This window comes from Sphingobium sp. (genome assembly GCF_036170395.1).
In the GTDB taxonomy this organism is placed as follows: domain Bacteria; phylum Pseudomonadota; class Alphaproteobacteria; order Sphingomonadales; family Sphingomonadaceae; genus Sphingobium.
Genome location: NZ_JAVHPD010000019.1, coordinates 73,643 through 93,986, shown reverse-complemented (window position 1 = coordinate 93,986; position 20,344 = coordinate 73,643). Strand labels below are relative to the sequence as shown.

Here is a 20,344-nt window from a genome sequence, read left to right as displayed (position 1 = left end):
AGCACCAGCATCATATCCGATGCCGGGGAAAAGGGGCGGGCCATCCCATAAAGACGGGCGGATGAGCTGGTAGGCGGCGACTGGATTGGCGGCTGATGCACCCTGCGGGACAGTCAGCGAGGACGGTAAGAGGCGTCCCTGAAATGCTCATGCACCAGTATAATGAAGCGCCCCCGAGGAAGCTGCTCTACCCCGCCGCTGGGTAACAGCTACGAGCCCCTTGGCCATTTGGATGGTCATACGGGCCGACCGCTCTAGGACGAAGGTCCTGGGATTGCTTGATGAAAAGCCGACAAGAGAACCCCGGCGCAGACATATGCTCTGCTCAAGATCCAATGCGTGACGCGACGCCGCAGGCAAGCCAAACAATATGATCCCCCCGCTACATGGATGCGACCGCTGGCCTGATATGGCTGGCGCTCTTCACTTTTATCTATGTAGCGGGGGGATAATTGCGTTCTTCTCGCTCGAGGCAGTTCGTCGCTCGCCGCTGGGCTTGATAAAATTCGAGGCGAGCCGTGCTACAAGCAATCTGCCGCTGAAGCGCGGTCGCGCGGACTGCGGCTAAGATTGCGCCGTAGCAGGACATCCAGCGCGTGAGCGTTGGATCGTCCTTCTACTTCGAACTTCACGGTTTATTATCTGGCTACAGCCTCCCAAGACATTGTTCCGACTGCGGAAAAGCGTCTTGGGAGACTTGCTCTTCCCTCCAAAAGACACAATCGCAGCAGGGTCTTGAACCACCCGAAGGAGGAGCCATGCTTGTCGGCTATGCCCGCGTATCCACAACCCACCAATCGCTCGACGTGCAGATGGAGCAACTTGCTGCCCATGGCGTCGAGAAAATCTTTCAGGAGCAGATCAGTGGTAAATCGGCATCGAACCGGCCACATCTGAAAGCTGCCCTCGATTTTTGCCGGGAAGGCGATACCTTCCTTGTCACTCGGCTCGACCGCTTCGCCCGATCCGCGCAAGACTTGCACAATATCGTAGCGGCCCTGACAGCGAAGGGCATCGGCTTCCGCTGTTTGCAACAGGGCGGTCTCGATACGACCACCAGCCATGGCAAGCTCATGCTGGGCATATTAGCCGCCGTCGCGGAATTTGAACTCGACATCAGGCAGGAGCGACAACGCGAGGGGATCGATAAAGCCAAGGCCCGCGGCGTTTATCAGGGCGGAAAACAGCGGTTTGATCCGGCCATTGTCCAGAATCTTTATAATGAAGGCATGAAACCCCGCGCGATTGCGCGTGAAATTCAATGCAGTCCAGCTACGGTATATAGAATTTTGGGTAACAATTTCTAAAAATCAGTGTTGGCGAAATCAGAATTATTTTTGATTATTTTTCTGACTGTTAACCCCAATCTCCAGTCGCTCTTTGAACAGACGACTTTATCGCTTGCCTTATCGAAAACAAGGCAAGGAGATACAATGTCGATCCTCAAATCCCTCAAGCTTACCGCCGCCAGCCCGGCCAATGCCAGCGCGCGGGAACACGGTTTCCGGGCGAAACTGCTGCGCTATCTCGAAGAGCAGAAGGCGTTGGCCGAGGCAGAAATCGCAGGGACGCCGTTTCATGCGACCAAGAAGGTCACCAAAATCCTCGAAGGTGGGCAGCGCGCCCGCGTCGATGCACCGCGCACCGTTCGCAAGGGCTGGTTCACCGATGCCAGCGGCAAGATGTTTTTCCAGCTTCGCTATGGCAGCAAACCGCTGGAGTTCGCCAAAGGCATGAACGCGGTCGCGGTCGAGAATTTTGCCGAGGTGCCCGGCATCATCGGCTCGATCATTGAAGCCATCAACGCTGGCGAACTCGACCCGCAACTGACCAGCGCCATCGCGGAGCGCAAGGCCAACTTCAAGCCCAAGGCCAAGAAGGCTGGTGCGTAACCTTCGACATCGCGGGGCGGGTGACTATTGCCCGCCTCAATGGCCTTCCCAGTCTGACAGATGAGGACAGGTAGTTTCAATCCGCCTGCGTGTCAGCGTTATCGGTGCCGATCAAGAACGGCATCGTATAGAAGCCTTCACACCCATGCGCCCAGCAAATCCACACACGCTAACCTAAATCGTGAAAGGTGCAGCTGCATTCCACTGCTTGGCAGAGCAATCTTCATTCAGTATCAAGTCTTTGGGAATCTGTGTCGTGGGGGATGCCGTGAGTAAGACTTTTATGAGGTGGATCTTTAGGATCGCCAGCATTTCAATCCTGCTCCCTGCATCTTTCAGCAATGCTGCTCCTCGCGCTACCGCTCCAAAGGCACCTGTAATTTATGGGTTCAAAGGCGCGCAACTTGGGATGTCCCTTCAAGATTTATACAATCTGCCAATCGAGGTTGCAGATACCAAGCCGGCATCGCTAGCTTGCTCAAATACGCAGGAGGGGCGGAGGCAAGGCGCGATTAGTAGCATCGAGGAGGATGAAATTGGAATTGTCGTGTGCCAATATCGCTTGAACGCAGGCTCTGACACAAGCCGCGCGACGATCAGGATCGGTCGTGGATATACCGACAACGTCAATTTCCGCTTTTATGATGGGCAGTTATTCAAGATATATATTGAGGCCGGAAAACGCGAATATGACGAGGCCGTTGATGGCCTCGTTGCAAAATACGGCGATCCCGACCTAGCTCGAGTCGAAGAAGCTGAAAGCACTAATGGTCAAACTTTTTCCCACGAGATAATGACGTGGGAAAACTCTTCAAATTCTGTAGTCGCATCCGAGCCATGGGTATTTGGTGGAGGAAGCGTTATTTTCCGAGATTACCTGATTGAGCGCAAAATGAAGCTAGATTTGAACTCCAAGTATCCATCAGATAAAAAGATGTAAATGAACTATGCAATTCATTTATAATTATCCAACCATAGCGTTCTATTTTTTGTTTCTATAGCCAAGCATTGATCTGATATAAACCGATCCAGCGAGCCGTCTCCGTCCGCTTCACATCTCTGATCTCGATCCCGAATCCACTGTCGCTGCATACCTCGCAGAAGCAGCTTCTTATCATCAGGTAGAGAGGCCATCTTTCTCCTATAGGCTTGATTTAAGAGGGCATCCTGAATTCCAAATTCTCGATCAATGCATTCTTGCATGGCGAATTGAATTCCTTCCGCGGCCTCCCCTGAAGAAATGCACCTTTCATATTCTCGCGATAATTTTTCATCGCCTGATCCGGTACTGGCGGCGAGAATGGCAAGTAGAAATATCATTGCAATCACCTGCATGAAATAAAGAAATGTCTAACTACACCTGTTCATTGTAACAGTGCTTCCATCATCCTCAGTGTATGAGAATGAATTTTCGGATGCTGAGCTGATCTTATACTGCGTCGAATTATCTTCATTTTCAGCCGCATCTACGCTGTTAACAATTATGGTTTGGTTTTCAATTTTCCATGTCCCAACGGTCCTGTCGGCAGAAAAACTTCCATCCGATCCAAATTCTATCTCGAGAATCTCTCCGCACCCATATGCGTTCTCATTCTCAGGCGCCCATCTTCCGGCAATCCAGCGCTTATTGACAGTTGCTCGCGTCACGGCCTCCTGTTCGGATTGCTCCTTTACCCGAATTGCTTGCTCCGCATTTTGCGCGAGGTAGGAAGTGACATGCTCGACGATATACGCTCGTGCCGCTTGCGCTGGAGCAGAAATTACGAAAGATGATGGATCATCCGACGAAGGCGAAATCGCATATTCCTGAGTAAATTCTTCACTTTCGCTTCCATTTGGACCGGAAATGACAAGTGTCGTATTGCACGATGCTTTCGATGAGGATTTATCGAAAGCATCCATGGTAGTGTAATTAAATTTTAGAGAATACAAACTGAGTGCAGATGTTTTTTCTTCAATTTCTGTATCATATTCTATCATTTGCGGTTTTGGCAACAATATATCCTTGAGCGTATGCTTGACATCGTCGGTTACGCATACCTTTTCAGAACCAGAACGCAAAAGACCGATGGTTTCGGATGGCTGAGTTTTATTTTCGGCTTGATTGCAAGACGCAAGAACAAATATTCCAACAATAATAATGTGTTGTTTGGTAATCATTCGCCCCCCACTTCATCCCAAATTCGTAAAGCCGCTTAACCCCTGAACGCGCTTCTATCGAAGTTAGACAGCCCCTAAATTTCCGTTAATAGATTAGCGTGATATGAGCGATGCAAGCAAGTCCCCGCGCCCGACCAAACTGCCAGAGCGATCACGCGTCTCGTCGCGGACGGGATAATAACTGCCCACCAGACTGCCCGTTCGATCCCGACAGTCGATCCGGTCGCCACGCTGTTCTCGATAGCCCAGCAGGCTTCCTGTCCGATCTCGATATTCATGTCGCATGTTCGTGCCTCCATCGTTGAGGCCATTGGATCAAAAGCCATCGGGCCAGCGCGTCAACGTCAGGCTGAAAAGTTTAGCTGCTAAACTCTCTTGCCCCTGTAAGCAGCCAGAAACACCCGAAAGCGCCCTATGCTTGCTTGGCTTGCGCGAAGTAGCAAAGGCGTTCTGTGAAACCTTGCAGGGACGATTTGACGCAAGTGCTAGACGTCCGTCCGCGCATCCCATTGATCCAGCATCATTCGGTGAGGCACGTCCGCGCCAATCGTTGCCGCGATGGTCTGCGCCCTTCCCTCTGGGTCAGCCAACATAGCTTTCGCATCCGCCTCCGCGATCTTATCACCATGTTTGTCGAGCCTGATCGCTGCTAGGCCACCAAGAAGAATTATCGTCGCTTCCATGTTGGCGGGATTCATCACTATCGAAGTGACCAAGGAGCGCAGCAATTGGTTCATATGCGATCGGCTGTCGTCATCGACCATCTTACTCCGCAACGCCGAGGCCCGCCTGAGCAATTCTGTTGGTGCTGGCCTATTTGCCGCCTCCCGCTCCTGCTTCTGTAAACGAGCAAGGTCGCCTTCTCCGACGCTGATTTCCCGCTCTAGTGACAATATGCCGCGCTCGATGGCCGCGCTGCCGGTGCGCGAATAGCTATCAACCAGCTTTTCGAGCCGCCCTTTTCTCTCCCGCAAGGATAATTCGAGATTGGTTATCGTGCCCGCCGCAGTATCCGGCCCCGCCTGCTCCGGCACGGCAATGTGAAGAACGTTGTCCAACACGCCCCGCTCCAAATTCGGATAATGATAGGTCGTCCGCGCATCGCAACCGGAGTTTTGATGCCTGTTTCGACACATCAATCGCCGGGCGCTTTTTGTGTTTGTGCCAAGAAAGAGCGGACCAAAGCAGGCACCGCATACGACCATGCCAGCCAAAATGTTGATGCGCCGGTTTCGCGCGCTAGGGCTGGCACTTGCGCGGCGCTGCAAGGCGGCCTGTGCAGCTTGCCATGTCGGTTCGTCAATGATCGCTGGATAGCATTTGGTCCAATCTCCCGCAGGAACGCGCTTGCCGTTCTGATCCTTAGTCTGCGGCAGATATTCGCCCAGCACGTTCCGAGCGCGGATAAGCTGGCTGATATTTGGTGCAGCCCAACTTCCAGCGGTCCAGCGCGATTTCGGATCAGCATTCAGTCGCCGCGCTATGCCCATCAGCGACACTCCTTCGATGCACCAACGAAATATCGACCTGATCCATTCAGCCCGTTCTTCGATTATCCGGTAATGGCCATCGGCCACTTCCATCCAGCCGGGCATAATGCGCGGGTCCGCCAAGCCATCTTTGGTTGCCCCGCGCTCGCGCGTGGCGGCCCATGCGCTCTTGATGCGCTTGCTCTTTTTGTCACTTTCATCGAACGCTAGACCGGCTCGAATGAAGGCTTCCAGCAAATCGGTCCAGTTCGACCGAACGCTGTCGTTGTCCCATTTGCGGCCGGTCGATGTCTCGAAGATCGTGACGCCTGCGCCGGTGAGGCTGGTAATAAGGTTGAGTGTCTGAATGGGCTGCTGTCGGCTCAGCCGATCAAGCTGTTCGACCAACAAAACCCATCCGGCCAATTGACCAAGGCGCGAACGCTCTTCGATTTCCGCCAGCTTGCCGCCAGCATCACGGTTGCGGCCATGATAGGCGGATCGACCATCCTCGATTAGCGTTTCGCGGATAATCCAATCACGATGTTTCGCGGCGTCCTCGCCCAGCCGCAGTTGCCGCCTATGGCTGTCACCTTTGTTCTGCTCTTGGCTTGACCACCGGATGTAGAGGAGCGCATCCACCGAAAAGTCCTTTCTTCTCAGCGAGTGCTATCGTTAAAACCTTAACGCAATACTCTTATAGCACTGGCACCATTATAACCAGGGCGCGGACATGCTGGCGAGTTGAAGCGGCGCGCGATTATCCCTTCAGCCGCCGCCCGATCAAGGCATCGAGCGACCAGCTTCCCGCGCCCTTGGCGACCAGCGGCAGAAGCAGGCCGGCCCAGCTCACATGGGTCGGCCATGCGTCGGGATAGACGAAAATCTGGATCACGGCGGTCATGCCGAGCAGCGCCAGCGCGCTGCCCCGCGTTGCAAGGCCGACCGCGAGCAGGATCGAAAACAGATGCTCCGAATAGGTGGCGGCATGGGCGGCGATATCCGGCGGGATCAGGGGGAGCGCATATTCGGTGCGGAACAGTTCGTAGGTGCTGTCGGTGATCGTCAGCAGCCCTTCCACCTTGGTCCGGCCGGACAGGAAGAAGATGGATGCAGCGCCGAGCCGCGCGACGAGCAGCAGCAGCGGCTCGGGCAGCAGACGGGCGGCGAGATCGGTGGCGCTGCGATAGAGCGCGGTCGGGTTCGGCATGGCGGGTCTCCGAAAGGGCTGTGCCCGCGCGCGGGGAACGACGCGCGCGGGCGTCTGGATCACGCCTTGGGCGTGAGCGACCCGGTGCCCTTGGGCGTCTTGATCTTGGTGCAGCTGCCCTGGGCGACGAGCGTCCAGGCGTCGCCCTGATAATCGACCTTGCTGGTGCCGGCGCAGCTGGTGCCGGCGCCCGCCTTGCAGTCATTCTTGCCGGCGAGCGAGACGCCGTAGCATTTTTCCATCGGCTTCTTGTCGGCGGCATGGGCCGCGCCGGCGGCGATGGTGAGGGCGAGCGTGGCAGCGATGGCGGCGTTGGTCTTCAACATGGCAGATCCTTCCTGAAACATGGGGCCGGCGCAGGGTTTGCGCCATGATCCGGCCGAGTTCGTGGCGGATCATGATCGCCAATTCGCAGCGGCGCGGCGTTCGGTTACGCCAGCGGCGACAGGAAAATTTCTGTCACCCGTGGCTGCGGCGCTGTAACTTTTTGCGGGGCTGGCCCGAATGCGGGTCGGGGAGCGCCTATGCGAGCAAGCGAGCAGCAGTTGCGATTATGGATGATCGGCGGGCTGGAGGGCGATGCGAACGCCCATGCCATGCTGTTGCGCGCGCTCGTGCCGCTGTTGCAGTCTTTTTACCGCCGCCGCATGAGCGGCCGGCCCGACGATATAGAGGATCTCGTGCAGGAAACGCTGATGGCGGTGCATGTGCGCCGCGCGACCTACGACCGGGACAGGCCGTTTACCGGCTGGCTGTTCGCCGTGGCGCGATACAAGATGATCGACCATTTCCGCCGCAGCCGCATCCATTGCACGGTGGAGGATGTGGCCGACATATTGGTGAGCGAAGGGTTTGAGGATGCCGTGTCGGCGCGCATGGATGTCGATCGCCTGCTGGCCGACCTGCCGCCCAAACAGGCCGATGCGATCCGCGGCACCCATGTCGACGGCAACAGCATCGCCGACCATGCCCGGCGCATGGGGATCGGGGAATCGGACGTGAAGATATCGGTCCACCGGGGGCTGAAGGCTCTGGCCGCGCGCATCAAGGGGCCGAACTGATGGACATGGAACAGCTGATCGACCGCCTGGCCGCCGATGTGAAGCCGGTGCCGCGCCACAGCATCGCGCGCTGGATCGCGCTGGGGCTGGGGCTGGGCGCGATCGGCAGCATCGCCACCGTGCTGCTCGCCTTCGGGATGCGGCAGGACTGGTCGGTCGCGCTGGTAAGCTATCATTTCTGGGTGAAGTGGCTCTACACCCTCTCGCTCGGCCTGGGCGCGATACTGGTCACGGCGCGGCTGGCCCGGCCCGATGCCGGGCGGCTGCGGCATATCTGGCTGCTCGGCATTCCCGTCGCGCTGCTGGCGACGATCGGCCTTGTCGAAATGTCGCGGACGGCGCCGGGCGACTGGCTGGCGATGTGGCTGGGGGGCAGCTGGCGCGATTGCCCGCGCAACGTGCTGCTGCTGTCGATGCCGATGTTCGTCGGGCTGCTATGGGCCTTTCGCCATTTCGCGCCGACCAATCTGCACGCGGCGGGCGCGGCGGCGGGGCTGGCGTCCGGGGCGTTCGGGGCGGCGGTCTATTGCATCCATTGCCCTGAAGTGTCGGCGATCTTCGTACTGACCTGGTACACGCTGGGCATCGCGCTGGCGAGCGCGCTGGGCGCGCTGATCGGTCCCCGGCTGATGCGCTGGTAATTTCGCATGGGCGTGTAACCGAAAGGCACGCCGCTGCGAATTCTCCCATGCCATCACGGCACAGTCTTTGGGAGGTTTCATTCATGATTACCGTAAAGTCCGGCGTCAGCATCGCCACCACCGCCGCCCTGCTGGCGATCGCCGCCGCCTCGGCCCCCGCGCCGGCCCTCGCCAAGGATGAGGCGAAGCTGGTCCATTGCTACGGCGTCAACAGCTGCAAGGGCACGTCCGACTGCAAGACCGCGAGCCACGACTGCAAGGGTCTCAACAGCTGCAAGGGCGACGGCTTCAAGGCGATGACCGAAAAGGCCTGCAAGGCGGCCGGCGGCAGCCTGACCGAAGCCCAGTGAGGGACTCGCCCGGCGGTCACCCCGCCGCCGGGCTGCCTTTTGCCCCGGAGATCGCCGATGCCCGACCCCCTTTTTGGCCTTGGCCTGCGCAAGGACCATTATCGCGATTTCCTGGAAACCGATGTCCCGGTCGATTTCGTCGAGGTGATTTCCGAAAATTTCATGATCGACGGCGGCCGGCCCCGCGCGATCCTGCGCCAGGTGCGGGAACGGCATCCGGTGGCGCTGCATGGCGTGTCCATGTCGATCGGGTCGGCGGACGGGCTGGACCGCGCCTATCTGCACCGGCTCAAAGCGCTGGCGGATGAGATCGACCCGCTGTTCGTGTCCGATCATCTGAGTTGGTCGCGCTTCCGCGGGTTCAGTTCGCACGACCTGCTGCCGCTGCCCTATACGCGCGAAACGCTCGACCTGGTGTGCGCCAATATCGCCGTGGCGCAGGATGTGCTGGGCCGGGCGATGCTGGTCGAAAATCCGTCCAGCTATGTGACGTTCGGCCGCTCGACGATGACCGAATGGGAATTTCTGGACGCGATGTGCGCGCGCAGCGGGTGCGGCCTGCTGCTCGACATCAACAACATCTTTGTCAGCGCGACCAATCACGGCTTCGATCCGGTCGCCTATATCGACGCCGTCCCGGCCGATCGGGTGCGGCAGGTGCATCTGGCCGGGCACAGCCAGGGCCGCGACATGCTGATCGACACGCACGACCAGCCCGTCCCGCCTCCGGTCTGGGCGCTCTACGCCCATGCCATGACCCGGCTGGGGCCGGTCGCCACGATGATCGAGCGGGACGACGCGATCCCGCCGCTTGGGCATCTGCTGGCCGAACTGGATCAGGCGCGCGCGATCGGCAGCCCCGACCGGATGGCGGCATGAGCCTCGCGCTCATCCAGCAGGATTTCTGCGCCTGGCTCGCGCGGAGCGATGCCGATGCGGCCGGCCGGATCGGCAAGGGGGCAGGACGGGGCCTTGCCATCTATCAGAACAATTATCGCGCGCAGCTCGTCGCCTGCTTGACCGAAGCCTATGAGCGGGTCCATGCGTGGATCGGCGAAGACGCTTTCCTGGCGGCGGCGGCGGCCCATATCGATGCGACGCCGCCTACGCACTGGACGCTGGACGCCTATCCGGCCGGCTTCGTCGCGACGCTGGCCGCGCTCTATCCCGACGACCCCGACATAGGCGAACTCGCCTGGCTGGATCAGGCGCTGGCGCAGGCCTTCGTCGCGGCCGATGCCGATCCGGTCGGGCTGGACGGGCTTGGCGCGGTGGATTGGGACGAGGCCGTGCTGCGCTTTTCGCCGAGCCTTCTTGCCCGCGACATACGCACCAACGCCGCGGCGATCTGGTCGGCGCTGTCGGAGAGCGGGACGCCGCCGGCGGCCGCGCTGCTGGACGAGCCGGCAACGCTGCTGGTGTGGCGGCTGGACCATGTCTCCTGCTTCCGCACCGCCGACCGCCGGGAAGCGCGCCTGTTGGACGCCGCGCGCGCAGGGGAGCGCTTTGGCGCCTTATGCGCGCTGTTCGCCGATGAACTGGGCGTCGAGGATAGCGCCACGGAGGCGGGCCGGCTGCTGGGACAATGGCTGGCCGATGGCCTCATCGTGCGCGTTGATGGCGGGCGGAGCATCCGGTAAGCGCTCAGGCGCAATCCTGCTGTCCCCGCTCCCCGAGGTTTCCGACCCATGTCCACGGCCCCCCAATATCCGCACGCGCGCTACATCGTCCTGGAACATGAGGGGGTGTGGAAGATCAACCTCGACAATAAATATTATGGCCCCTTCGCCACGCGCGAGGCCGCAGTGGAGGCGGCGACCGGCACGGCGGGCAAGGCGGCGGACGCTGGCTATCCGGCCTCGGTGCTGCTGATGCAGGGGACAGCGTTCGAGACGCTGTGGACCAACCAGAAATAAGCTGTATTTTGGTGCAGCCTATAACATTTTTTGGTGCGCGCCGGAACCGGAACGGGAATCACGGATTTATTCGCTTCAAGTTCGCGGGCCAAGGAATGACCAAGAAGGTTCTGATCGTCGAAGACGAGATTTTCGTCGCACTGGAAATCGAGCAGATCGTCGAGGACGCCGGGTTCGATGTCGGGGCCATTGCCGCCGACCGCGAGGCCGCGCTTGCCGGCGCCGAGGATTGCGACATCGCGCTTGTCGACCTGAACCTGCGCGATGGGCCGACCGGGCCGCAGATCGGCATGGAACTGGCGAACCGTCACGGCATCCGCGTGATTTACGTCACCGCCAACCCCGCACAGATTGGCGAAGCGTCGGTCGCGGCGCTGGGGGTCATCACCAAGCCTTTCCGCGCGCACAGCATTTCGGCGGCGCTCCAGCTCGCCGCCGCCGAACAGCCGGACCTGACGGCGGCGGAAATCGCCGGCTTTACGCCCTTTCCCCCACCCGGCTCATGGATCGGGATGGAATCGAGAGGCTGAGGCGCAGCCCGTCGGGCTGCCAGTCGCGCATAATCCTGCCGCCCAATTGCCGTTCGACGCTGAGCGAAATCAGCCGGCTGCCGAACCCTTCCTGCCCCGACGGCGCGACTGGCGGACCGCCTTCCTCGCGCCAGTCGATCCGAACCGCCTGCGCGGCCTGCGCAATATGCAGATGCACCCGGCCGGAGGGGACCGAAAGCGCGCCATATTTGGCGGCATTGGTGGCAAGTTCATGGAACAGCAGCGCCAGCGGCGTGGCCGAACGATCGTCGATCATCGGATCGTCGCCCGTCAGCAGGATGCGCGATCCTTCATCATTGCGATAGGGCGCGAAAATCTGGTCGAGTATGCCCCAGAGGCGGCCATGCCCCTGCCCCACCTGCGGCGCGGATTCAGCGCTGTGCGGGCGGACGAAATCATGCGCGCGGCCGAGCGCGAGGATGCGGTCGCGCAGATCGTCCGCCACGTCGCGAATCTGGGGATGCTGGCGTGCCGACAGGCCGATAAGGCCAGCGATTACCGAAAAGATATTCTTGATCCGGTGCGAGAGTTCATGCGCGATCATCTCGCGCTCTTCCATCATCAGCTTCTGTTCGTGGATGTCGGTGCAGGTGCCGATCCAGCGGCTGATCGCGCCATGCGCATCGCGGATCGGCAGCGCGCGGCCCAGCGTCCAGCGATAATCGCCGCTATGATGGCGCAGCCGATATTCGATCTCATAGGGTTCGCCGGTCTTGAGGCTATGCCGCCAGCGGCCCCAGGCGCGCTGCTGGTCGTCGGGATGGAACATGCCGTTCCATCCCTCCCCATCGGTCGATCCGACCGGTACGCCGGTATATTCATACCAGCGCGCGTTGTAATAATCGTGAAACCCGTCCGGCAGGGTGGACCAGACCATCTGCGGCATCGTGTCGGCCAACGTGCGGAACATGCGCTCACTGTCTGCGACGGCGGCGGCGTCCAGCTGCTGCCGCAGCATGATGTCGCGGTCCCGGCGGCGGGCCTCCAGTTCCGCCATCACCTGCCGCGCCAGCACGGTCAGTCCCTGACGCTGGAGCGGGGTGAGATCGGCGCGCGGCACGCTGTCGATCACGCAAAGCGCCCCCAATGGCTCGCCGTCGCTCGCGACCAGCGGCGCGCCGGCATAGAAGCGGATATGGGGCGGGCCGGTGACGAGTTGATTATCGGCGAAGCCCGGATGCTTCGTCGCATCGGGCACGACGAAGATGTCGCCGCCCAGCATCGCATGGGCGCAGAAGGAGACGTCGCGCGGGGTTTCTTCGGCGTCAAGGCCGGTGCGGGCAAGGAAACGCTGGCGCACATCCTCGACAATGCTGACAAGCGCGATGGGGGCGTTGCATAGCGCCGACGCGAAGGCGGTGATGTCGTCCAGCATGCGGAAGCCGCCGGCGTCGAAGTCATAGAGCGCGAGCAGCGCCGCCCGGTCGGTCGCGAGGCCGCGTCCGTCAGCCATCGCTGGCGCGCTCGATATCCGCGCCGACCGCCGAGAGCTTTTCCTCCAGCCGCTCATAGCCGCGGTCGAGATGATAGACGCGGTTGACCTGGGTCTCGCCTTCCGCCGCCAGGCCGGCGAGGATGAGGCTCATCGAGGCGCGCAGATCGGTCGCCATCACCGGCGCGCCGACCAGGCCGGAGACGCCGCGCACGACGGCGGTGCGGCCGTTGACGGCAATGTCCGCCCCCATGCGGGCGAGTTCGGGGACGTGCATGTAGCGATTCTCGAAAATGGTCTCGGTCAGCACCGACGCGCCGTCCGCCAGCGTCAGCATCGCCATGAACTGCGCCTGCATGTCGGTCGGGAAGGCGGGGAAGGGCGCGGTCGAGAGGGTTAGCGGGCGCAGCTTTCCATCGGAGGAGACGCGGATCCCGTCGCGATGCACGTCGATCTCAACGCCGGCATCGCGCAGCGCGGCGAGCACGGCGTGCATGTCGTCGGCGCAGGCCCCGACCAGGTCGAGCGAGCCGCCGGTGATGGCGGCGGCGCAGGCATAGCTGCCCGCCTCGATTCGGTCCGGCATGACACTGTAGGTCGCGCCGTGCAGGCGCGGGCGGCCGTGGATCACCAGCTTGTCGCCGCCAATCCCCTCGATATCGGCCCCCATCGCGACCAGCAGCTTGCAGAGATCGACGATCTCCGGCTCCCGCGCCGCATTTTCGAGGATGCAGGTGCCCTTCGCCAGCACGGCGGCCATCAGCGCATTTTCGGTCGCGCCGACTGATACTACCGGGAAGGTGAAGATGCCGCCGCGCAGGCCGCCCTCGGGCAGGCTGGCGCGGACATAGCCGGCATGGATTTCGATGATCGCGCCGAAGGCTTCGAGCGCTTTCAGATGTAGGTCGATCGGGCGGTTGCCGATGGCGCAGCCGCCCGGCAGCGATACCCGCGCTTCGCCCGCGCGCGCGAGCAGCGGCCCCAGGACCAGGATCGAGGCGCGCATCTTGCGCACGATGTCATAGGGTGCTTCGGTCGAGGTGACGCGGCCCGCGCGCATCGTCATCACCCGGCCGAAATCCTCCGGCCGCGCGCCCTCGATCATGGTCGACACGCCGAGCTGGTTCAGCAGATGGCCGAAACTGTCCACGTCGGCGAGGCGCGGCAGGTTGCGCAGCGTCACCGGCTCGTCGGTCAGCAGCGCGCAGGGCAGCAAGGTAAGCGCAGCGTTTTTCGCGCCAGAGATCGGAAGGCGGCCGGAAAGCGCGTTGCCGCCGCGGATATGAATACGGTCCATCGCCATGGGTTCATAGCGTTTGTGACGCGCGGCGCAAGGCGGCTGAAAGGGACCGATGGCACCGGATCGGGGCCGGTGCGGGACAATATTTCATCCCCTGCGGGAACCTTGATCGAGTTTAGTGCACCGCCCGAAAATGCAGCCAAAAGACGCTTGGGGCGTTTTGCCATCGTAACGACAACAGGAAAAAAGGTGTAGTTGGTGGCAAAAAGCTGTTTCGCGGCAAGACTGGCCAAGCAGGTTGCCTTGTCCGACGCGGAATGTAGGGCGTTGGAAAGGTTGGAGGAAAATCCCCGCAAGGTAAGGCGCGGGGCGATGATCCAGCGCGTCAACGATACCGTGACCGAATTGTTCGTGCTGCGCGAGGGCCGGGTGATGAGCTTCGTCATCCTGCCCGACGGCAGCCGCCAGATATTGCGCGTCTACTTCCCCGGCGACTTCATCGGATCGGCCAGCACCATCTACAGCAAGGCGCCCGAATCGCTGGTGGCGCTGTCCGACGCGGTGGTTTGCCCGTTCGACAAACATGCGCTGCGTCGGCTGCTGGAGGAATATCCGCGGGTCGCCGCGCTCCTGTTCCTGCTGTCCAATGCCGAGCGCGTATCGATGACCGACCGGCTGGCGGCGCTGGGGCGCACATCGGCCAAGGCGCGGGTGGCCTCCTTCCTGCTCGACATGTTCGACCGGCTGCGGATCACCGATGACAGCATCACCGACAGCTTCGACCTCAAGCTGACGCAGGAGGAGATCGGAGATTCGATCGGGCTTACCTCCGTCCACGTCAACCGCATGATCCGGCAGATGGAGCAGGAGGCGCTCATCAGCCGCTCCAACGGGCGCATCACCCTGCTCGATCTGGCGCGGCTGGAGGAGATCGGCCATTACACCAACCGGCACAAGGATATGGACCTGGACTGGCTGCCGGTGGGATGAGCCTGGATGATCCTCCCCTGCAAGGGGAGGGGGACCGCCGCGAAGCGGTGGTGGAGGGGTGTCCCGCTATCGTGAGGGCGACACCCCTCCGTCAGGGCTTTGCCCTGCCACCTCCCCTGCAAGGGGAGGATGAATGTCACGCTTACTTCCCCGCCTTCCGATCCGGCGGGAAGCAGGTCGTACAGCGGCGCCAGCAGGTGACGCCGGGCATGGCGGCGGCGGGGGTGAGGCCGGGTTCGGGGAAGAGGCCGGCGAGGATCGCGGGCGATATGCCTTCGGGCGCGGCGCGGTTGTGGCACAGCAGGCAGCGCTGGACATAGCGGGCGCGGGTGAGGCCGCTATGATCCTCCTGCGCGTGCGCCATTCCAGGCATGAGCAGCGCCAGCGGGAGGAGCCACGCCCTCACGCCAGCAGCTCGACATCCCAATAGAGCCAGTCATGCCAGCTTTCGTGCAGATAACCGGGCGGGAAGGCGCGGCCATGTTCCTGCAACTGCCAGCTCGTCGGTCGGATCGGCTGGACATGGAGCTGCATATGCGCCTCCTTGGGCGTCCGTCCGCCCTTCTTGAGGTTGCAGGGCGAGCAGGCGGTCGCGACATTCTCCCAGGTCGTGCGCCCGCCAGCGCGGCGCGGCACGACATGGTCGAAGGTCAGGTCATTGGTCGATCCGCAATATTGGCAGGCGAACTTGTCGCGCAGGAACAGGTTGAAGCGGGTGAAGGCGGGATGTTCGGACGGCCGCACATATTGCTTCAGCGCGATGACCGAGGGGATTTTCATCTGGAGGCTGGGGCTGTGCACCTCCCGCTCATAGCTGGCGATGATGTCCACCCGATCCAAAAAAACCGCCTTGATGGCGGTTTGCCAGGGCCAGAGGCTCAAGGGATAGTAGCTGAGCGGCGTATAATCTGCGTTCAGAACAAGCGCCGGACAGTTTTCCGGATGTCGTATGAGGTCGGGATGGTACATAGAAACGCCTTCTACCCCCTTGCCGCTGCCGCTACTCACCCAGCAACATGACACGGGCATGACAGCATTAACGAATATGACCCGTCAAGAGCCTGTATGACTCCGCCCGTCGCGCCACAGCATATGGTGACCCGCTTCGCGCCCAGCCCGACCGGCCGGCTGCATGTCGGCCATGGCTGGTCGGCGCTGATGGCGATGGATTTGGCGCGCGCGGCGGGCGGCGCGTTCCGGCTGCGGATCGAGGATATCGACGGCACCCGCAGCCGGCCCGAGCATGTGGCCGGGATCATCGAGGATCTGCGCTGGCTGGGGGGCGAGTGGGATGGCGAGATCGTCTTCCAGTCGGCGCGCCTGGACGCCTATGAAGCGGCGCTCGCGCGGCTGCGCGACATGGGCCTGCTCTATCCCTGCTTCTGCACGCGCGCGGACATCCAGGCGAGCCTCTCCGCGCCGCATGGGCCGGAAGGGCCGGTCTATCCGGGGACGTGCCGAGGGTTGAGCGAGGCGGATCGGGCGCTGCGGATCGCGGCGGGGAAAGCGCATGCCTGGCGGATCGACATCGCGGCGGCGGTCGCGAAGGCGGGGGTGGTGGGGTGGACCGCTTTGCCTTTCCCCGCTCGGTTCGAGATCCTGAGCCTGGCGAAGGGCGAGAACGCGCGCTTAGGGTTCTCGACAAGCTCGAACCGAACGGAGGTTGTTGCAGACCCCCTCGCCCATGGCGACGTGGTGCTGGCGCGCAAGGATGCGCCGGCGAGCTATCATCTGTCCTGCACGCTGGACGATGCGGCCATGGGAGTGACCCATGTGCTGCGCGGCGAGGATCTGCGCGGGGCGACCGACATTCACCGGCTTCTCCAGGCTGTGCTCGACCTCCCCTCCCCTGCCTATATCCACCATCCGCTACTGGTGGGAGCGGACGGGCGGCGGCTCGCCAAGCGGGACGGGTCGATCGCGCTGGCTGACCTGCGGGCGCAGGGGGCCGATCCGCGCGCGCTGGCCGATGCCCTAAGAGACAGGCGCTTTCCGGTTGGAATCCGGCTCGCGAGCGCCTAGCTTGGCGGGCATGAACACGATCCTCGTCATCGCTCTCATCCTTGCCATGATCGCGACCTTGGTGGCGCTGATCCGGGGCATCATCGCCTTCCTCCAGACCACCAAGGAGGATCTGAACGCGCCCGAAGGCAGCGGCCCCAGCCGGTCGCGGCTCAAACAGAACAAGATGATGATGAACCGCGTGCTGTTTCAGGCGGCGGCGATCATCATCGTCGCGATCCTGCTGCTGGCGAAGGGAAATGGGTGAGGGATCAAGCGACGCGCCCTTCGTCGTCATTCCCGCGGAAGCGGGAACCCATCTCCTGACCGTAGACCTAGACGCTAGCGCACGAGATGGATCCCCGCCTTCGCGGGGATGACGATAGAATTGGGGCTTTGTTTGAGGGGCGCATGGTCAAGCTGAACAAAATCTACACTCGCACTGGGGACGACGGCACCACTGGCCTCGTCGACGGGTCGCGGATCGCCAAACATGCGCCGCGGATGCAGGCGGTGGGCGATGTGGACGAGGCGAACAGCGCCATCGGCGCTGCGATCGTGGCAATGGGCGCGCGCGAGGAAGCGGGCTGGCTGACGACGATCCAGAACGACCTGTTCGATCTGGGCGCTGACCTGGCGACGCCGATCCCGGACGGCCCGGACGAACCCTGGGCGCTGAGGATCGTGCCGAGCCAGGTGGCGCGGCTGGAAGCGCAGATCGACGCGATGAACGAGACGCTGAGCCCGCTCGACAGCTTCATCCTGCCCGGCGGGTCGGCGGCGGCGGCCTCCGTCCACCTCGCCCGCGCGATCACCCGGCGGGCCGAGCGCAGCGCGACGGCGGCAGCGGCGGAGGTAGCGCTCAACCGCCAAGCGCTCGCCTATCTCAACCGATTGTCGGACCTGCTGTTCGTGCTTGCACGGCGATTGAACGGCGATGGCGCGGACGACGTGAAATGGGTGCCGGGCGCGTCGCGATAAAGGCAATTTTTCGCTGTTCCCCGGCCCAGGCCGGGGTCCAGAGCCCCAGACGCTGCGCCTCGAACCCTGGGCCCCGGCTTTCGCCGGGGAACAAGATGGGGAGCGCGGGGGCGGATGAATCGGTTCGACTCACCCTCTGCACGGTTCGCCCGGTAGCGGCGCGTTAACCCTGTTCGGTAAGGGGCTGTTGAGTCGCTCGGCGAAATTTGCGCGGCGTCGCATCGTCCGGGGGAACGCCGTGCAATTCTACCTCGCCACATCCTTCATCTTTCCGCGCTCGCTGCGGCTGCGGCTGTTCGCGCTCTGCTTCGTCGCCACCCATCTGCCGCTAATCGGCTATCTTGGCTGGGGTTTCGCCACCGGGCGGATCATGCTGGCGGAGTTCCTGCTGCTGACGGTGATGACAGTGATCGGCACCGGCATTGCTCTGGTGGGCATCGGCGCGTTGCTGAGCCCGATCCACGCGCTGGCCGACGCCCTGCATGACGAGGAAAGCGCGCCCCCTGCCCTGCCGCAGGTGGGCGACGTCATCCGCACCCTCTATGCCGGGGTGCAGCGCGCGGCCGACACGACCCAGGCGCGGATCGACATGCTGCACCAGGCGGCGCACGAAGACCCGCTGACCGGCATCGCCAACCGGCGCGGCTTCCTGGCCGCGCTGGACGCGCTGCCGGCCGATCGGCGCAAGGGGTGCGTCGCGATCATCGACATAGATTATTTCAAGCGAGTCAATGACTTGAAAGGTCATGAAGAAGGCGACCGGGTGCTCGCCGCCTTCGCGACGCGGCTGGCGGCGTTGGTCCGCCGCGCCGACATCGTCGCGCGCTGGGGCGGCGAGGAGTTCGCGGTCTTCTTCCAGGATTGCATCGAGGATGAGGCGAGCTGGTCGCTGGCGCGGATCGCTGCGCGGCTGCGCAGCGACCCGATCGGCGAAATCCACGGCCGCCCGATCAGCTTTTCCGCTGGCATCAGCCGCTGGATCGGCGGGCCGCTGGACGATGCCTTCGCCCAGGCGGACGAGGCGCTGTACGAAGCCAAGCAGGCGGGGCGCGACCGCATCTGCCGCGCCGGCCCTTCCTTGACCGCCGCATGACCGAAGGGGCATAACGGAACCGCGCGCCGCCTCATGCGCTTTTTGTTACACGAGAGGGGCGCAACCCTATCGGGAAAGGGCGGGCGTGGCGAAAAGTTGGACGGATGCCTGGCAGGACGACCTGCCGGATCGTTACCGCGCCGTGCGCGGATTGACCGAAGCGCTGGCCGCGCCCTTGTCTGACGCCGATGCGACCGTGCAGTCGATGCCGGACGCATCGCCCGCCAAATGGCACCTCGCGCATGTCAGCTGGTTTTTCGAGACCTTCGTGCTGCGCGACCATATACCCGCCTATCAGCCGTTCGATCCACGCTTCGCCTTCCTGTTCAACAGCTATTATGAGGCTGAGGGGCCGCGCCATGCCCGCCCCCTGCGCGGGATGCTGACGCGGCCGGCGCTGGCCGAGGTGCGCGCCTATCGCGCGCATGTCGATGCAGCGATGCTGGCCGCGATGGGGATGTTGCCACAACCCGCGCGGGCGCTGGTGACGCTGGGGCTGCATCATGAGCAGCAGCATCAGGAATTGCTGCTGACCGACCTGCTGCATCTCTTCTCGCTCAATCCGCTGGAGCCGGCGCTGTTCAATGCGCCGCCAGCAACCCCGGTCGATCTGCCGGGGCCGCTGCACTGGATCGAGGGGCGCGAGGGGCTGGTGGAGATCGGCGATGATGGCCGAACCGGCTTCACCTTCGATTGCGAGGGGCCGCGCCACAAGGCGGTGCTGCGGCCGCACGCGCTGGCGCATCGCCCCATAACCAATGGCGAATGGATCGCCTTCATCGAGGATGGCGGATACCGCACGGCCGCGCACTGGCTGTCCGACGGCTGGGCGTGGGTGCAGGCGGAAGGGATCGACGCGCCGCTATATTGGAAGCAAAGCGAGCAGGGCTGGACCCGGTTCGGGCTCGATGGACGCCAGCCGATCAATCCGGCAGCGCCGGTGACGCATATCAGCCTGTATGAGGCGGACGCCTACGCGGCTTGGGCCGGCGCGCGGCTGCCGGCCGAAGCGGAATGGGAATGCGGCGCACAGAATATCGCGGCGGTGAGCGGCAACCAGCTGGATGGTGCCGGCTGTCCGCGCCCCCGTCCCGCCGAAGCCGGATCGACGCTGGCGCAGATGTTCGGCGATGTGTGGGAATGGACCGGCAGCGCCTATCGCCCCCATCCGGGCTTTCGCGCAGCGGCGGGCGCGGTTGGCGAATATAATGGCAAGTTCATGTCCGGCCAGTTCGTGCTGAAGGGCGGCAGCTGCGCCACCCCGCGCGGCCATGTGCGGGCCAGCTACCGCAATTTCTTCTACCCCCATCAACGCTGGCAGTTCACCGGGCTGCGGCTGGCGAAGGATCTGTGACCG

Annotated in this window: 25 protein-coding genes; 16 read left to right on the top strand and 9 right to left on the bottom strand. The window is 62.5% G+C overall.

Features of this window, described 5'->3' with window-relative positions; all coding sequences use genetic code 11:
* The first annotated feature begins 758 nt into the window (after positions 1-758).
* From V2B31_RS06705 to V2B31_RS06695, 3 genes are all read left to right on the top strand, one after another.
* Positions 759-1,307, top strand: a complete 549-nt coding sequence (locus tag V2B31_RS06705) for a recombinase family protein (RefSeq protein WP_328276673.1) — start codon at positions 759-761, stop codon at positions 1,305-1,307.
* Between the two features lie 126 nt (positions 1,308-1,433).
* Positions 1,434-1,892 (top strand): hypothetical protein, encoded by a 459-nt coding sequence (locus tag V2B31_RS06700; RefSeq protein ID WP_328276671.1) that lies wholly within the window; start codon positions 1,434-1,436, stop codon positions 1,890-1,892.
* Positions 1,893-2,160: 268 nt separating this feature from the next.
* Positions 2,161-2,832: a hypothetical protein gene (locus V2B31_RS06695; RefSeq protein ID WP_328276669.1), complete on the top strand. Its 672-nt coding sequence runs from the start codon at positions 2,161-2,163 to the stop codon at positions 2,830-2,832.
* 14 nt (positions 2,833-2,846) lie between these two features.
* On the opposite strand, the gene V2B31_RS06690 is transcribed toward V2B31_RS06695, so the two are convergent.
* The 5 genes from V2B31_RS06690 to V2B31_RS06670 form a co-directional block, all read right to left on the bottom strand.
* Positions 2,847-3,227 carry a lysozyme inhibitor LprI family protein gene (locus V2B31_RS06690; protein ID WP_328276668.1) on the bottom strand — a complete coding sequence of 127 codons (381 nt, stop codon included), beginning with the start codon at positions 3,225-3,227 and terminating at the stop codon, positions 2,847-2,849.
* Positions 3,228-3,242: 15 nt separating this feature from the next.
* On the bottom strand, positions 3,243-4,052 hold the full coding sequence (locus tag V2B31_RS06685) for a hypothetical protein (protein WP_328276667.1): 810 nt from the start codon (positions 4,050-4,052) through the stop codon (positions 3,243-3,245).
* A 485-nt stretch (positions 4,053-4,537) separates the two neighbouring features.
* Positions 4,538-6,163, bottom strand: a complete 1,626-nt coding sequence (locus tag V2B31_RS06680; RefSeq protein WP_328276665.1) for a recombinase family protein — start codon at positions 6,161-6,163, stop codon at positions 4,538-4,540.
* Between the two features lie 118 nt (positions 6,164-6,281).
* Positions 6,282-6,731: a DoxX family protein gene (locus V2B31_RS06675; protein WP_328276663.1), complete on the bottom strand. Its 450-nt coding sequence runs from the start codon at positions 6,729-6,731 to the stop codon at positions 6,282-6,284.
* 59 nt (positions 6,732-6,790) lie between these two features.
* Positions 6,791-7,057, bottom strand: coding sequence for a BufA1 family periplasmic bufferin-type metallophore (locus tag V2B31_RS06670; protein WP_328276661.1), 267 nt, complete (start codon positions 7,055-7,057; stop codon positions 6,791-6,793).
* 198 nt (positions 7,058-7,255) lie between these two features.
* Between V2B31_RS06670 and V2B31_RS06665 the strand changes: the two genes are divergently transcribed.
* The 7 genes from V2B31_RS06665 to V2B31_RS06635 all read left to right on the top strand — a co-directional run bounded on the left by V2B31_RS06665 (position 7,256) and on the right by V2B31_RS06635 (position 11,229).
* Positions 7,256-7,792: a sigma-70 family RNA polymerase sigma factor gene (locus V2B31_RS06665; RefSeq protein WP_328276659.1), complete on the top strand. Its 537-nt coding sequence runs from the start codon at positions 7,256-7,258 to the stop codon at positions 7,790-7,792.
* Complete coding sequence (locus V2B31_RS06660; protein ID WP_328276657.1) at positions 7,792-8,433, top strand: DUF1109 domain-containing protein; 642 nt, start codon at positions 7,792-7,794, stop codon at positions 8,431-8,433. Before V2B31_RS06665 ends, V2B31_RS06660 begins: the two co-directional genes overlap by 1 nt.
* A gap of 83 nt (positions 8,434-8,516) precedes the next feature.
* A complete protein-coding gene (gene bufA2 / locus V2B31_RS06655) occupies positions 8,517-8,783 on the top strand; it encodes a BufA2 family periplasmic bufferin-type metallophore (protein WP_328276655.1) in 267 nt (88 codons plus the stop codon).
* A 57-nt stretch (positions 8,784-8,840) separates the two neighbouring features.
* Positions 8,841-9,662, top strand: a complete 822-nt coding sequence (gene bufB / locus V2B31_RS06650; protein WP_328276653.1) for an MNIO family bufferin maturase — start codon at positions 8,841-8,843, stop codon at positions 9,660-9,662.
* The gene (locus tag V2B31_RS06645) at positions 9,659-10,423 is read left to right on the top strand and encodes an HvfC/BufC N-terminal domain-containing protein (protein ID WP_328276652.1); all 765 of its coding nucleotides are present in this window, start codon (positions 9,659-9,661) and stop codon (positions 10,421-10,423) included. The genes bufB and V2B31_RS06645 overlap by 4 nt, the downstream gene beginning before the upstream one ends.
* Positions 10,424-10,471: 48 nt before the next feature.
* A complete protein-coding gene (locus V2B31_RS06640) occupies positions 10,472-10,699 on the top strand; it encodes a DUF2188 domain-containing protein (protein ID WP_328276650.1) in 228 nt (75 codons plus the stop codon).
* A 95-nt stretch (positions 10,700-10,794) separates the two neighbouring features.
* Complete coding sequence (locus tag V2B31_RS06635; protein ID WP_328276648.1) at positions 10,795-11,229, top strand: response regulator; 435 nt, start codon at positions 10,795-10,797, stop codon at positions 11,227-11,229.
* Here the strand turns inward: V2B31_RS06635 and V2B31_RS06630 are convergent.
* A complete protein-coding gene (locus tag V2B31_RS06630) occupies positions 11,177-12,703 on the bottom strand; it encodes a PAS domain-containing protein (RefSeq protein ID WP_328276646.1) in 1,527 nt (508 codons plus the stop codon). The genes V2B31_RS06635 and V2B31_RS06630 overlap by 53 nt on opposite strands.
* Positions 12,696-13,979, bottom strand: a complete 1,284-nt coding sequence (gene murA, locus V2B31_RS06625) for a UDP-N-acetylglucosamine 1-carboxyvinyltransferase (RefSeq protein WP_328276644.1) — start codon at positions 13,977-13,979, stop codon at positions 12,696-12,698. The genes V2B31_RS06630 and murA overlap by 8 nt, the downstream gene beginning before the upstream one ends.
* A gap of 198 nt (positions 13,980-14,177) precedes the next feature.
* On the opposite strand from murA, the gene V2B31_RS06620 reads away from it, so the two are divergent.
* Positions 14,178-14,912, top strand: coding sequence for a Crp/Fnr family transcriptional regulator (locus tag V2B31_RS06620; protein WP_328276642.1), 735 nt, complete (start codon positions 14,178-14,180; stop codon positions 14,910-14,912).
* 142 nt (positions 14,913-15,054) lie between these two features.
* On the opposite strand, the gene V2B31_RS06615 is transcribed toward V2B31_RS06620, so the two are convergent.
* Both V2B31_RS06615 and V2B31_RS06610 read right to left on the bottom strand, forming a co-directional pair.
* Positions 15,055-15,318: a hypothetical protein gene (locus V2B31_RS06615; RefSeq protein ID WP_328276640.1), complete on the bottom strand. Its 264-nt coding sequence runs from the start codon at positions 15,316-15,318 to the stop codon at positions 15,055-15,057.
* Complete coding sequence (locus tag V2B31_RS06610) at positions 15,315-15,881, bottom strand: HNH endonuclease (protein ID WP_328276638.1); 567 nt, start codon at positions 15,879-15,881, stop codon at positions 15,315-15,317. The genes V2B31_RS06615 and V2B31_RS06610 overlap by 4 nt, the downstream gene beginning before the upstream one ends.
* Positions 15,882-15,977: 96 nt before the next feature.
* Between V2B31_RS06610 and gluQRS the strand changes: the two genes are divergently transcribed.
* The 5 genes from gluQRS to egtB all read left to right on the top strand — a co-directional run bounded on the left by gluQRS (position 15,978) and on the right by egtB (position 20,341).
* A complete protein-coding gene (gene gluQRS, locus V2B31_RS06605) occupies positions 15,978-16,934 on the top strand; it encodes a tRNA glutamyl-Q(34) synthetase GluQRS (RefSeq protein ID WP_328276636.1) in 957 nt (318 codons plus the stop codon).
* 10 nt (positions 16,935-16,944) lie between these two features.
* Entirely contained in the window at positions 16,945-17,181 is a 237-nt protein-coding gene (locus V2B31_RS06600) for a twin transmembrane helix small protein (protein ID WP_328276635.1), read from the top strand.
* A gap of 143 nt (positions 17,182-17,324) precedes the next feature.
* Positions 17,325-17,894 (top strand): cob(I)yrinic acid a,c-diamide adenosyltransferase, encoded by a 570-nt coding sequence (locus tag V2B31_RS06595; RefSeq protein WP_328276633.1) that lies wholly within the window; start codon positions 17,325-17,327, stop codon positions 17,892-17,894.
* Between the two features lie 238 nt (positions 17,895-18,132).
* Entirely contained in the window at positions 18,133-18,987 is an 855-nt protein-coding gene (locus V2B31_RS06590; protein ID WP_328276631.1) for a GGDEF domain-containing protein, read from the top strand.
* An 85-nt stretch (positions 18,988-19,072) separates the two neighbouring features.
* Positions 19,073-20,341: an ergothioneine biosynthesis protein EgtB gene (egtB, locus tag V2B31_RS06585; RefSeq protein WP_328276629.1), complete on the top strand. Its 1,269-nt coding sequence runs from the start codon at positions 19,073-19,075 to the stop codon at positions 20,339-20,341.
* Positions 20,342-20,344 lie beyond the last annotated feature (3 nt).

Excerpts from the sequence above, each read along its gene's own strand:
- V2B31_RS06645 (WP_328276652.1), top strand. The coding sequence starts at position 9,659 with ATGAGCCTCGCGCTCATCCAGCAGGATTTCTGCGCCTGGCTCGCGCGG.
- V2B31_RS06600 (WP_328276635.1), top strand. The coding sequence starts at position 16,945 with ATGAACACGATCCTCGTCATCGCTCTCATCCTTGCCATGATCGCGACC.
- V2B31_RS06705 (WP_328276673.1), top strand. The coding sequence starts at position 759 with ATGCTTGTCGGCTATGCCCGCGTATCCACAACCCACCAATCGCTCGAC.
- V2B31_RS06675 (WP_328276663.1), bottom strand. The coding sequence starts at position 6,731 with ATGCCGAACCCGACCGCGCTCTATCGCAGCGCCACCGATCTCGCCGCC.
- V2B31_RS06630 (WP_328276646.1), bottom strand. The coding sequence starts at position 12,703 with ATGGCTGACGGACGCGGCCTCGCGACCGACCGGGCGGCGCTGCTCGCG.
- V2B31_RS06595 (WP_328276633.1), top strand. The coding sequence starts at position 17,325 with ATGGTCAAGCTGAACAAAATCTACACTCGCACTGGGGACGACGGCACC.
- V2B31_RS06665 (WP_328276659.1), top strand. The coding sequence starts at position 7,256 with ATGCGAGCAAGCGAGCAGCAGTTGCGATTATGGATGATCGGCGGGCTG.
- V2B31_RS06635 (WP_328276648.1), top strand. The coding sequence starts at position 10,795 with ATGACCAAGAAGGTTCTGATCGTCGAAGACGAGATTTTCGTCGCACTG.
- V2B31_RS06700 (WP_328276671.1), top strand. The coding sequence starts at position 1,434 with ATGTCGATCCTCAAATCCCTCAAGCTTACCGCCGCCAGCCCGGCCAAT.
- V2B31_RS06690 (WP_328276668.1), bottom strand. The coding sequence starts at position 3,227 with ATGCAGGTGATTGCAATGATATTTCTACTTGCCATTCTCGCCGCCAGT.
- V2B31_RS06660 (WP_328276657.1), top strand. The coding sequence starts at position 7,792 with ATGGACATGGAACAGCTGATCGACCGCCTGGCCGCCGATGTGAAGCCG.
- V2B31_RS06640 (WP_328276650.1), top strand. The coding sequence starts at position 10,472 with ATGTCCACGGCCCCCCAATATCCGCACGCGCGCTACATCGTCCTGGAA.
- V2B31_RS06610 (WP_328276638.1), bottom strand. The coding sequence starts at position 15,881 with ATGTACCATCCCGACCTCATACGACATCCGGAAAACTGTCCGGCGCTT.
- V2B31_RS06685 (WP_328276667.1), bottom strand. The coding sequence starts at position 4,052 with ATGATTACCAAACAACACATTATTATTGTTGGAATATTTGTTCTTGCG.
- bufA2 (WP_328276655.1), top strand. The coding sequence starts at position 8,517 with ATGATTACCGTAAAGTCCGGCGTCAGCATCGCCACCACCGCCGCCCTG.
- V2B31_RS06670 (WP_328276661.1), bottom strand. The coding sequence starts at position 7,057 with ATGTTGAAGACCAACGCCGCCATCGCTGCCACGCTCGCCCTCACCATC.
- murA (WP_328276644.1), bottom strand. The coding sequence starts at position 13,979 with ATGGACCGTATTCATATCCGCGGCGGCAACGCGCTTTCCGGCCGCCTT.
- gluQRS (WP_328276636.1), top strand. The coding sequence starts at position 15,978 with ATGACTCCGCCCGTCGCGCCACAGCATATGGTGACCCGCTTCGCGCCC.
- bufB (WP_328276653.1), top strand. The coding sequence starts at position 8,841 with ATGCCCGACCCCCTTTTTGGCCTTGGCCTGCGCAAGGACCATTATCGC.